The organism is Pedosphaera parvula Ellin514 (genome assembly GCF_000172555.1).
GTDB lineage: Bacteria > Verrucomicrobiota > Verrucomicrobiia > Limisphaerales > Pedosphaeraceae > Pedosphaera.
On sequence record NZ_ABOX02000016.1, the window covers coordinates 21,260 to 33,555 of the forward strand.

Genomic DNA, 12,296 nt, shown 5'->3' on the forward strand with positions numbered 1-12,296 from the left:
GCAACATTCTGCGGAAGCCTGGCGGAATTCAAATCTGGCTAAAGAAAGTCAATGAGACGCATACCATTCAGTTTACTCGCTGCAATTGCCTGCTTCCTGGCTGCCACTGGCAACCTCGCCGCCCAACTCGGACTCTCCCGCCCCGGGGAAGCAAAAACTCCCGGCAAAAGCGTTCCCGCTTCTCCGCCAGGTTCCACCACGAACCAAACCGATAAAGTGCTCACCAATCTCCCGCCAGCAAACCCATCTCTGATTAAACGACCTGCCACCGTCCCGACCAGTTATACACATGACACCACTCGCGGAAACATTGAGCTTCCGCCGTCTGTTCCCGACCCCATTGAACCGGCCAACCGTGTCATGTGGACTTTCAACAAGGGAGTTATGATCGGCATTGTGCAGCCCACCAGCAAAGCCTATCGATTTGTTGTCATCAGGCCGGTCCGAACAGGGATCGGCAACTTTGGCAGAAATCTCACTTATCCGGACCGTTTGATTAACAATCTGCTGCAAGGCAGATGGGCCGGAGCCCGCCATGAAACGGATCGCTTTTTTTGCAATACAGTCGTTGGTGTCGGCGGCCTTATCGATGTAGCCAGCAGATGGAATATTCCAAAATCCGACGCGGATTTTGGCCAGACCTTCGGCAAATGGGGCTGGAAGCCTCAGGTTTACTTGATGCTGCCAATCTACGGCCCCAGCAACGATCGCGATGCCGTCGGTCTTATTGGCGATAATCTAGCCAACCCTTTACTTTATTTTCCCCCATTGTCCTACGTCACCATGGGCATCACCTACAATAACCTCACCGATTCCGTGGATGAATATGTCCGCTTCGCCGATGCGGAGATGGATCCCTATGCCATGTTGCAGTACGCCTGGACCTTCGTCCGCAAAAACCAAGTCGCCAATTTTCAGGTTAAAGGGGAACAGGACGAGTCTTCATTGGAAACGCTCCAGTCGGTTTTTTTCACCTATAAAGACCCGGAGTTTCCGACTCAAGGAAAAACCCGATCGGTTTTCATACCCACCACCGGCAAGAACTTAAAGTTTACCTATTGGTTGCAACCGGGTAAGGCCCCCGTCGTCTATATCGTTCCCGGCCTTGGTTCCCATCGTCTGGCCGAGACTTCCATTGCGCTGGCCGAACTGGTTTACAAACACGGTTTCACGGCTGTGTGCGTCAGCAGCGTTTACCATTCCGAGTTCATGGAACACGCGTCCACCGCAGCCGTGCCCGCCTATACGCCGGTGGATACTCACGATCTGCACGTCGCCCTCACCGAGATTGACCATTGGTTAACTGGGGCCTACAACGGTCGGTTGGGCTCGAGAGCCCTCATGGGCTATTCCATGGGGGGATTCCATACCATGTTCGTTGCTGCCACTGAAACCACCAATCAATCCCCCCTGATTAAATTTGATCGGTACGTCGGCATTAATACGCCAGCACGCCTGCTTTATGGCGTTTCCAAGCTGGACGAGTTTTACCAGGCCCCATTGGAATGGCCGGCGGCCGAGCGAACTGCGGACATTCAAAATACTTTTTTAAAAGTGGCGGCGTTGGGCAGCACCTCACTCCGCCCCCAAACCACACTTCCCTTCAGCGCCGTTGAGTCCAAGTTTCTGATCGGATTGACTTTCCGGTTTATCCTGCGCGACGTCATTTTCAGCAGTCAGCAGCGATACAATCAGGGAGTTCTGAAGCGTCCAATCAAGAATTTAAGGCGGGAACCTGTCTATCAGGAAATCATGGAATATTCCTATAAGGATTACTTCGAAGATTTTGTAATTCCCTATTATAAAACCCGGGGCATCGACTTGACGGTGCCAGCCACATTGGCCAAAGCTGGCGACTTGCGCACGTACGGCCCGGCATTACACTCCAACCCTAAAATCCGTCTCGTCATCAACCGCAACGATTTCCTGATTGCGGATGAAGATTTTGATTGGATGCGAGCCACCTTTGATCCGAAATTCATGACCGTTTTCGAGCAAGGCGGCCACTTGGGCAATCTTTCCCATCCCGCCGTGCAAAAGGCTATTTTAGGGGCACTTGAAGATTTGCGGCCAGCGCGTGGCGAATCTAAATAATACCAGGAACCCCGTTTCGGAGAGGAAGGCTGTCCTTTCCGGCTCGGTTAAATCCGCGTGCGTACTTGGGATTAAGGTTTGTCTTCGCCCGCCTTGGGTGCGGGTGCTGGCTCACTGGGATTTTCCGAGGGTTTCGGAGCCTGTCCGTGACCAGTTCCCTTTTCTGATCCTTCTGGTGCAGGTGCAGGCGCTCCCGTGGCGGCTGCGGGCGTCACACCAAAATAAGCGTAAATCCGCTGCGTGAATTTCGGATCATTAAAACTTCCCCATTGCTGGTCAGTCACTGTCGGTGCGGAACTCAATACATCCTTCGGCTTGTTCACCATTACATCTTTTTGATCCGGGGCCCCCATATTGATCAATTGCCAGGGTATCGGCGCCATCCCTCTGCGACGGCCAAGATCCACCATCGCAAACGTTTCACCGGTTTGCGGATTTATGACCAAATCGGAAATTTTCCCGATCTCGTCCCCTTGAGCCGACTTAACCCTTTTTCCAATAACCTTTGACGCCTGGAAAGAGTGTTCCGACGCCGACCCTGCGGCTCCGGACGGCTGTGATTGGGCAAAAGCTGCCTGCGTTAACCACGCAATGGCAACACCTAGGGACATTAATTGAATCTTCATACGATCTCCTTGTTATTGGTTGAGTGAGCCTAATGCGACAATGGCTGCAATTCAGGCATCCGAGGCAAGCTGCTGCCAAATTCAGTTGAATCAAATGGGGATTTAACCCAAGTAAACCTTCCTGGGCTCTCGAAAAATCCAACATCTTTGGACTCCCGCGTCCAGACCACATGCACCATTTTCGCAGACATGGCCAAAATAGTTTTTAACCTGTCGCAACCCTTTTTCACGCACACTCTTAAGGTTGGATGTATATTGTAGAAGGATAGAATAATAATTCTGTTCCGTTCGTCTCATATATAGGGTCAGAAGTGGGAATACCTAGGAATTATCAGCAGGCAGCAAAATGATTAAACAATCAATTCCTAGGTGTTATGAAAACGTGGTTCAAAAAAATCTCATTATTCTCATTATTACTTGGCATGGGAGGTTGGCTATTGGCTACAGCTTGGGCAGCACCCCCACCCCCTGCTCTTACCGGAGATGCGGGTGCCATTCAGGCAATCCAGCAAGCTCCTGATCCTTCAGCGGCCATAGCCGCTTATGCGAATGGCAGTGCCATTGATCGCAATGATCCAAGACTCTTCGAGGCCTATGTTGCCCGCATGGTTGATTTCGGCTTGCCCGAAATGGCTTATCATCAAGCCCAGACATTGACCACCCTTGAGTCCAACAACGGCCTTGCTTATGGAGTCATTGCTTATATCGATGCGCGCCGCGGCCAGATGCAGGATGCGATTTCTGCCATTAATGTTGCGGTGCCCCTGGCACCCGGGAACAAGTTTATCCAAAGCACTGCCGGTGAGATTCTCGCCTGGTATGACATCAAAGCCGATCAGGTGAACATTCCGGACAATGCCAAGGCCGGTCTGGCCAAGGTCCGCCAACTCCTCAGCGGTCAAGCCGCTTTTGCTCAAGCTTTCGATACCGCCAAAAAAGCCTACCAGACTCAAGCGAGTGACCTGTTGGCAAATCCGTCAACTGCCACCAATCAGCCGTCTGAACAACCGCTGCCTAATATGGTTGTCACCAATGGCTACCCGGTGGGCAGCGTCAGTCCACAAACCGCTCCAGAAGCTTATGCCGCTCCCACGGATTATGGTGCTCCTGCGTATGCTCCCCCCTATTACTCCAGTTATTACTACGATTGGGGTCCCGGCTGGGTTCAGCCTGCACCCTGGTGGTGGTGGCAGCCGATTGGGTTCTTCGGTGGATTCAGTTTCTTCCCGTTTGGCGCGACCTTCCTCTTCGATAACGATGATTTCTTCTTTCACAATCATCACTTCCATCATAATGATCATTTTTTCCATGATCACAATGGCCAGTTTTTCCATGGGCACAACCAGAACTTCGCCCATGGGAATTTCGACAATCGGTTTGCCTTTCACCATGGTGTCAACGGCAAAACAACCTTCTTCGGAAAATCGGCCGCAACTGACCCTGTGGTGGCCCGGAGCGCGCATATGAACTTTCAACATACGGCGGGCACGGCACCTTTCACTCCCGCCTTCACAACTCGCGGATTGTCCTCAAGGACGGCGAGCACATTCGGAACTCACGTGAACAATCTCTCTGCGAGCGGGTTCACGGCACATCAGCGCACCTTGACCACTGCGCCCGGTCAATGGACCGGCAGATCCAGCGCGGGTATGGGAGCCTCTCGGTGGACCAGCATTAGTCCGAACAGTAGAACAACCTTTGGGGCGCCGAGAAGTTCAGCAATGGTGCCCGGGACTGGCATGCGCGTGAATAATCTGCCCGCGAGTGGATTCACCTCCCATCAACGCACGATAACGACGATGCCGAATGCAGCCGCGGTTCCACCCTCCATGGGGCGTTCGTTTTCTTCCAGCCATGCATTCAGTTCACCTGGAGGAGCCCATTTCAACGCTCCGCCAAGTTCAATGGGAAGCCCGGGGATGATGCACGGCAGTGGCGGGGGATTCCATGGTGGTGGCGGCTCTGCGATGCCTTCAGGTGGAGGTCATATGGGCGGCGGCGGTGGTGGAGGTCACTCCGGTGGCGGAGGTGGTTCGAGTATGGGTGGCGGTGGCGGACATCGCTAACATGCTGTTCAAATAAGCCGCAGCTAAATTCAAATCTCGGTTTCTACTCTATGTGGAAACCGAGATTTTTTTATCTTCCTTTCACCACTTTTCACTCCTGACACTGCTCAACTCTCCGGCATCTGCTGTCTCATTCACCGCTAAAAATGACAAGCTTGTTTGCGAAAGCTCCGCTTTCAATTGATGTCTGAATACACAATCGCTCTGGAATCCAAGGCCACACCTGCTATCTTCGGGCAGATTGCACCAGGATTACGTTATTTTCGATTTGGAAACCACCGGGCTCTCCTCGTATCAGGACGAGATCATCCAGATTGCCGCTGTCCGCATGTCGAACGGTGTCGTTTGCAGCTCGGATTCCTTCTTTTCTTATGTCAATCCTGGCCGCTCCATTTCCTCTTTCATCACGAGTTATACCGGCATCACCAACCAGGATGTTGGTGATGCTCCCCGAGTCGGAACCGTGCTGAAAGACTTCTCGCGTTATGCCGGCAAGGCCACCTTGATCGCCCACAACGGACACCGTTTTGACATGAAGTTTCTGCACGCCGGTTGTTCCCGGAACGCCCTGCCGACCCGCGCGGTTAATTATCATGACTCGATTTACCTGTCGCGCCTGGTCTGGGGCAAGTGCCCGGGCGGTCATGGACTGGATTCTGTCTTGAACCGGCTCCAGATTTCCAATCACGGCGTCCGCCGTCACGATGCACGAGGCGACGTGGAACTTTTGGCCGAAGCCGTCGAAAAAATGTGGCATCTCCTCCGTGAACGTGCCGAGCTAAAACCGCTGGCTCTCCATCAAGGCGTCCTGCCCTGTTTATCTCTCCCGGCAACCTCATGACCGAGTCCGACCTGAATCAGACCCGTCCCATTCCTTAAGGCAACTGGTGGCTCAACATTCTGCCATGGCACATTAATTAACCAGGATGCGATAGAACCGGCTGCCCACCAGCGCGTTTGTATCGTGGAGGGTCAGGGTGCCGCCAGTTCCCGGAGTTGTCCCCGGCAAAATCACCCAGCTGGTGTCGTTCAACGTATTCTTATATTCGAGGGTGTAATTCAAACCCGCCACCGTCGTAAATGAGACGGCAACGTTATTAGAACCTGTCGTGATTCCCGTGGTCCTGGGGGAGACCAGCACCCTCAGGTTGGCGATTCCACTGGTGATGGAACTCACGTCATTTGTAATCACCACGCTATAAGCGCCCGCCTGATTAGTCTGCACGTTCGCCAACCCCAAAATGCTGGTGGTCGCACCGGCCAGGTTGGTGCCGTTGAACAACCACTGATAACCAAGGGGCGCGGTTCCTGTCACTCCCACCTGGAAGTTCGCACTCCCACCAGGCAGCACTGTCTGGTTCGTCGGCTGCGTGGTGATGACCACCGGGTTGTGCACGAGCGACACCAGCGTGGAGGTATTGTTGCTTGTGTTCGGATCCGACGTGGCAGCAGCAACCGCCACCTTGTTATTCAGCGATGTCGCTACTGTAGGATTCACTGTCACAATAATATTACTTGAAGTCCCGCTTCCCACCGTGCCCAAATTGCAAACCACGTTGGTGCCAATCAAGGTGCACCCGGGAGATGCTGACACGAATGTAACGTTGGCTGGCAACGCATCTGTAAAGGTCACGCTCGATGCACTCGATGGTCCCAGGTTGGTTATCGTCGTTGTGTAGGTCACATTCTGTCCTATCGCGGTTGGGTTCGCCGAAATCTTCTGCGAAACACTCAAATCGGCTATCGAGCTGCAACAGGTATAAAAACCATCGGCGATCGAAACAGAATCAATATACCACCCGGTGCCACCGAAATCATTCCCGGAATCAGTGGCGGCGCGCCATCTTAATACTATGTTTTTACCTGCTGCTGCAGCAGGAAGATTCACGGTGGTCGTAATAAAGCCGCCGGAACTGCCGCTCCAGACTTGCCTTCCATCCAGGGCAGCATTGTCATCGGTGCTGTCAATGATCCGGTTATACCCGCCGGTCACAAAGCTGCCGCCTGCCGCCAGAATATCCGTAAATGCACCGGCGCCGATTTGAATTTCCAGCACTCCACCATCATAAGCCAGGCCGGAACCTGAGGTATCCTCTTCCAGATCGTAATTATTCCGGAAGGTCACTTGCGCAACAGATGAAATAATGGCGATGCTCGGGGACACCAGGGCACTGATTCCCGGGGCATCAGGTTCTGATACAAATACACCATTGGGGGAAGTATCTGGTGAAGCGGTGGAGGTGCCCCAACCGGTACCTGATCCCGAGGAGGTTGTGCTCCATCCCGACGGCAACGCAGGCGCGGTCACACCATCAAAGTTTTCTGTCAGAGCGTTGGTGGGATTAAATAGGCCAAGTTGAATTTGGAAATTAACTGTGCCCAGGCTGGTTGCGCCATCCTGCAGTTGCATGGTCGCGGTTATGGTTCCCCCGCATGTCCCCGAGGCGGTGAATGTGAAAGGTCTGCCGGTTGCCGCGCCGCCAGCGGTTAGCGCCCCATAATTTTGGGAACCACTCGGCGAAGTCACACCGCCGGTTGCCAGAAGTGTGGCGGTAAGGTTTGTGGTAGGCAACGTGCCAACGTTTTGCAGGGCGAAACTCATGGTCACCGACTCACCCGGGTCCACCGCGTTGTTGGTCGGGAAACAGGTCTCGGCGCTCAGTGTGACACCCGCGCCTGAGAGCACCGGTATGGATGCACCATTCACATTATAAATGACCAATGCAAAATCCTGGTCCACCGCGTTGGCGTTATTGGGAACGCCATCAGAATTGATATTCGCCGCCGTGATGGTGACAGCAAACGGTCCCGAAACTCCGGCCGGCACGATTACGCTCTCAGCATTGTTCTTGGTGTCCGCACTTCCGCCGGGAATAGAAAAGGCGCCGCTGAAAACGTTTCCTTTGTAAGAAACTCCTCCCACGGTAACGGTTAAATCCAAGTCGTTGTTGTAAGCATTACCGGTGGTGCTGCCTGGCGCATCAGTCCACGCCACAGTCACGCGGAAAGGTTTGTTGGTATCAGAAATCGTTCCAGTAAAGGTGCGGGTTTGTCCGCTGGCGGTAAATAAATCACCAACCACTTGATCACGCAGAATGCGAGGCGTTCCATCAAAAGCCCTGCCTAGATTCATCTCGCCCATTCCCTGGCTGTCCGACCAGAGCGTGTCATTCGCAGCAGCGCCATTCAAGTAACGGGCTGAGTTCATCAGGTAGGCCTTGGTCATCGCCGGGCTGGCCGGGTTGGTAAAATTATTGATAAAATATTGGCGCAACAAAGCGCTGCCACCGGCAACGCACGGCGTTGAATGGCTGGTGCCGGATGAAGCAGTATAGAATTGTTGTCCCGCTGGGAAATAGGGAATGCCCACGCCCCCGGAAACGCCCTCGCCCGTAAAGCAACCATCAGCAGTGCCGGTCGCAGCCGGGTTTGCCGCCTGAGCCACGCCGCCACTCACATGGGTTCCCGGAGCTACAATTTCCGGCTTATGGCGTCCATCACTGCAGGGACCGCGGCTGGAAAAATAAATGATGTCATTGGCACTGTTGGCTTGCGTGTCACTAATGCCGCTGCCATCGCTTCCCCCAAACGCCTGCACATTTTCAGCCGCCCCGACTGTAAGCACGTTCTTCGCCGAACCCGGCGAACCGACGGTGGAGGCACCCGGCCCGTCATTGCCAGCCGCGAAAACAATCACCATCTCCTGATTTCCAGCCACTGGAAAAGTCGAACCACTCTGCTCAGCATCCCGCACCAGCGCATCGTATGATTGAGCATCGATATCGTAGGCGCCCGCTGATGAACTGCCCCAACTGTTGTTGCTGACACGCGCACCGCTATGATAAGCATCTGCAATCAGGTTGTTATAGATTGGGCTCGTAAAGTTACTTGGGTCGAAAACGACCGATGAACCCACTTTGACGAACGGACACACCCCCAGGCCATAATGAAAGCCGGCACTGTCCGCGAAGGGAAACCCGGCAAGATTGTCGTAACCACCAATGATATGTGTATTGAGATTTCCGTGGCCATCACAACCACTGAGTGTGCTGCCTGCATTCGCGGTACCTTCCAGACGGTTGTAAATTACCCGGCTGCTGCTGCTCGTAAGTCCACCAGTGTACAACCCAAAATGGTTGGGAACCGTGGTTCCATCATCAACGCCACTGTCGCTCACATCCACGGCAAAACCGGAAGCAGTAAATTGCGCCTGCGTAAATCCCTTGCTCGCCAGCCAGGCCAGGTAACCCGGCCCACTGGGAACACTCCCGGTCAGGTTGCCCGCAATAATCTGGTCCTGTCTTTCGCACAGCTTTTTATGCGAGAAGTAGGGCTGAATGGAAATAACATCCGGTTGGGCCGCCACCTTCATCAGGTCTGCGGGTGAGAGCCGAACCACCAGATTAAGGTAATGCAATACATGGTGCTGCTGTTGGATTGGTTCCAGCTTCAATTGCTCAAGAAGTTGCACCGTATTGGTATTGGCTTCCGCATCATCAATGAGCTGAATTGCAAAAAACTCGGTGCCAATCAGGCGTGCTTTGCCATGCTTGCCCACCGTGCGAGCACCCGGATGGATCTTATACTCATCCTCGTAAACACCGTCCCATTGAATATGCGGCGCAGAGGTCGCGAGACCTTGAACTTTCGCGAGGCTGGCAGCATCACCATAAACCAAATAGGCATTCTCCGGGATATAAGAAACAATCTTCACTCCCGCAGCCTCCAATTCATCACGCCATTGCGGCTGCACCGGCCCCACAAAGTGCACCAGATGCAGATGTTTGCCTTGAAAATTGCCCAGGCTTTTCCTCAACGCTTTCACCTCCGCCTTCGTGCTGTCCAAATGAATTGCATTTAGTTGGATGGTGTTATAATCATCACGAATTTCTGCGTGGTGATTGGTGGCAAGCCCCAGACTCAACTGTGGCACCTGGAACACCTGATAACCACCGTAATCCGCAACCAGCTTTCCGCCTTCAGCCTGAATCTCCCGTGCCAGGGTTGGATCATTCACCTGAACTTTGTGATGGCCCTCGCTGGTCCCTGCACCTGGCGCCCCCTGGCTTTGACTTATCAGCGCGAGAGTACATAGCAGTGTGCAAAAGAGGTGGCCCAGACCCTTATTGTTTCCCGGGTGAGCAGTTCGCTTGGCGAGCAAATGGCGCATGGGCTGCACCTTGCCATTTCCAACGGCTAAATCCAATCAATATTCTGCCTGGCGCAGCTTTTGCTTTGACACTGCGGACACGCGCGGCCACTTTGATTGCCTGAAACGCTGTACTGTCGAGCCATGAATCTACGCACCGAACCATCCACTCCATTTTTATCTTTATTCCTCTGCCTGCTGCTGGCCAGCGGGTTGCTCTCCGGCTGTATGCACACTCGTTCACACGAAACCCTCCCTCCGCTCGTTTATCCGGCCACGGCCAAAACCAATCAATGGGATGATTACCACGGCACACGCGTCGCGGACCCTTACCGCTGGCTTGAGGACGACAACGCTCCCACCACCAAGGCATGGGTGGAAGCCCAGAACAAGGTCACATTTGATTACCTGGCACAAATCCCTGAACGCGCCAACATCAAGGAACGTCTCACGCAACTCTGGAATTACGAACGCTTCGGCATTCCCTTCAAGGAAGGTGGCCGTTACTTCGTCAGCCACAATACGGGGCTGCAAAACCAATCGGTCATTTTTACGATGTCCACATTGGATGCGGAACCCGTGCTGTTGCTGGATCCCAACACCCTTTCCAGCGATGGCACGGTTGCGCTGTCGGGTTTTCATGTCAGTCATGACGGCAACCTGGTTGCCTATGGCCTGGCCAAAGCCGGTTCGGATTGGCAGCAGTTTAAAGTGCGCGATATTCGCACTGGCAAGGATCTGCCGGACGAGATCAACTGGGCAAAATTTTCGGGCATTTCGTGGAGGAAGGATAATCAAGGCTTCTTCTACAGTCGCTTCGCCGAACCCAGCAAGACCGACGAACTCAAAGCGGCCAATTATTTTCACAAACTCTATTATCATCGCCTGGGCTCTCTTCAATCTGACGATGTGCTGATTTACGAACGCCCGGACCACAAGGATTGGACCTTCGGCGGCGAAGTCACCGATGATGGTCATTACCTTATTATTCATGTCGAACAAGGCACTGATACGCGCAACCGCCTGTTTTACCGCGACCTCCAGGCGCCCAACAGTCCCGTGGTCGAACTGTTGAACGACTTCGACGCCGCTTATCATTTCATCGATAATGTCGGCTCCATCTTCTATTTCCACACCGATCTCAACGCTTCCCGCGGGCGGATCATCTCCATTGATATCAACAAACCGGACAAGGCGAACTGGCTTGAAGTGGTTCCGCAAACCAGCGATCGCCTGCAAGGCGTCTCGGCGGTGAATAATCAGTTGATTGCGGACTATCTCAAGGACGCCCATTCAGAAATCAAAATTTATTCTCTCGATGGCAGTTTGATCCGAACGGTTGCATTGCCCGGCCTGGGAACGGCCGGGGGATTTGGCGGCAAACGTTACGAGAGGGAAACATTCTACTCGTTCACGAGTTACACCGTGCCCAGCACCATCTACCGTTACGACCTCACCACCGGCACGAGCACTGTCTTTCGCCAGCCCAAGATTCACCTGGACAGTTCTGAGTTTGAAACCAGGCAGGTCTTTTTTCACAGCAAGGATGGCACGCGTATTCCGATGTTCATCACTCACAAAAAGGGACTAAAGCTCAATGGCAACAATCCTACCTATCTTTACGGCTATGGCGGATTCGATATCAGCATCACACCCGGCTTCAGTCCCTCCTCGATGACTTGGCTCGAAATGGGCGGCGTGTTTGCCGTTGCGAACCTGCGTGGCGGCGGTGAATACGGGGAAGAATGGCACCAGCAAGGCATGAAGTCGAAAAAGCAGAATGTCTTCGACGACTTCATCGCTGCCGGCGAATGGCTCATCGCCAACAAATATACAAGGAGGGATAAGTTGGCCATCGGCGGTGGCAGCAATGGCGGCTTGCTGGTCGGCGCCTGCGTGACTCAACGGCCTGATTTATTCGGCGCCGCGGTGCCCGCGGTCGGGGTCATGGACATGCTGCGTTTCCATAAGTTCACGATTGGTTGGGCCTGGACCTCCGACTACGGCTCTGCTGATAATGCGGATGAATTCAAAACGTTGTTCGCCTATTCCCCTCTGCACAATATCAAGCCAGGCACCCATTACCCTGCCACGCTGATTCTGACCGGCGACCACGATGATCGCGTCGTTCCCGCGCATAGTTTCAAATTTGCCTCGACCTTGCAAGCGGCCCAGGCCGGACCAAAACCCGTTCTGATCCGCATTGAAACCCGCGCCGGGCATGGTGCCGGCAAACCCACCGCCAAAGCCATCGAAGAAGAATCAGACAAATGGGCTTTCCTGGTGCATCAACTGGACCTTCATCCTGAGGGCTTGAATGCGGCAGCTAAATAAATGTCGTCCTGTTGACCTTTGCAGCGG

6 protein-coding genes are annotated in these 12,296 nt (G+C 53.7%); 4 read left to right on the forward strand and 2 right to left on the reverse strand.

The window, feature by feature from the left end; translation table 11 throughout:
• The first annotated feature begins 51 nt into the window (after nucleotides 1–51).
• Nucleotides 52–2,094, forward strand: coding sequence for an MlaA family lipoprotein (locus tag CFLAV_RS32315; protein ID WP_007415429.1), 2,043 nt, complete (start codon nucleotides 52–54; stop codon nucleotides 2,092–2,094).
• 71 nt (nucleotides 2,095–2,165) lie between these two features.
• Here CFLAV_RS32315 and CFLAV_RS14150 read toward each other — a convergent pair whose 3' ends face one another.
• Complete coding sequence (locus CFLAV_RS14150) at nucleotides 2,166–2,720, reverse strand: PRC-barrel domain-containing protein (RefSeq protein WP_007415430.1); 555 nt, start codon at nucleotides 2,718–2,720, stop codon at nucleotides 2,166–2,168.
• A gap of 374 nt (nucleotides 2,721–3,094) precedes the next feature.
• On the opposite strand from CFLAV_RS14150, the gene CFLAV_RS32320 reads away from it, so the two are divergent.
• Both CFLAV_RS32320 and CFLAV_RS32325 read left to right on the forward strand, forming a co-directional pair.
• Nucleotides 3,095–4,786 (forward strand): tetratricopeptide repeat protein, encoded by a 1,692-nt coding sequence (locus CFLAV_RS32320; protein WP_007415431.1) that lies wholly within the window; start codon nucleotides 3,095–3,097, stop codon nucleotides 4,784–4,786.
• Between the two features lie 241 nt (nucleotides 4,787–5,027).
• Nucleotides 5,028–5,627: a 3'-5' exonuclease gene (locus tag CFLAV_RS32325; protein ID WP_007415432.1), complete on the forward strand. Its 600-nt coding sequence runs from the start codon at nucleotides 5,028–5,030 to the stop codon at nucleotides 5,625–5,627.
• Nucleotides 5,628–5,699: 72 nt separating this feature from the next.
• Here the strand turns inward: CFLAV_RS32325 and CFLAV_RS14165 are convergent, their stop codons facing one another.
• Nucleotides 5,700–9,992 (reverse strand): S8 family serine peptidase, encoded by a 4,293-nt coding sequence (locus CFLAV_RS14165; RefSeq protein ID WP_050785756.1) that lies wholly within the window; start codon nucleotides 9,990–9,992, stop codon nucleotides 5,700–5,702.
• Between the two features lie 87 nt (nucleotides 9,993–10,079).
• On the opposite strand from CFLAV_RS14165, the gene CFLAV_RS14170 reads away from it, so the two are divergent.
• Nucleotides 10,080–12,269: a prolyl oligopeptidase family serine peptidase gene (locus CFLAV_RS14170; protein WP_007415434.1), complete on the forward strand. Its 2,190-nt coding sequence runs from the start codon at nucleotides 10,080–10,082 to the stop codon at nucleotides 12,267–12,269.
• The last annotated feature ends 27 nt before the right edge of the window (nucleotides 12,270–12,296 follow it).

Coding starts and splice junctions, on each gene's coding strand:
- CFLAV_RS14150 (WP_007415430.1), bottom strand. CDS start 2,720: ATGAAGATTCAATTAATGTCCCTAGGTGTTGCCATTGCGTGGTTAACG.
- CFLAV_RS32315 (WP_007415429.1), top strand. CDS start 52: ATGAGACGCATACCATTCAGTTTACTCGCTGCAATTGCCTGCTTCCTG.
- CFLAV_RS32320 (WP_007415431.1), top strand. CDS start 3,095: ATGAAAACGTGGTTCAAAAAAATCTCATTATTCTCATTATTACTTGGC.
- CFLAV_RS14170 (WP_007415434.1), top strand. CDS start 10,080: ATGAATCTACGCACCGAACCATCCACTCCATTTTTATCTTTATTCCTC.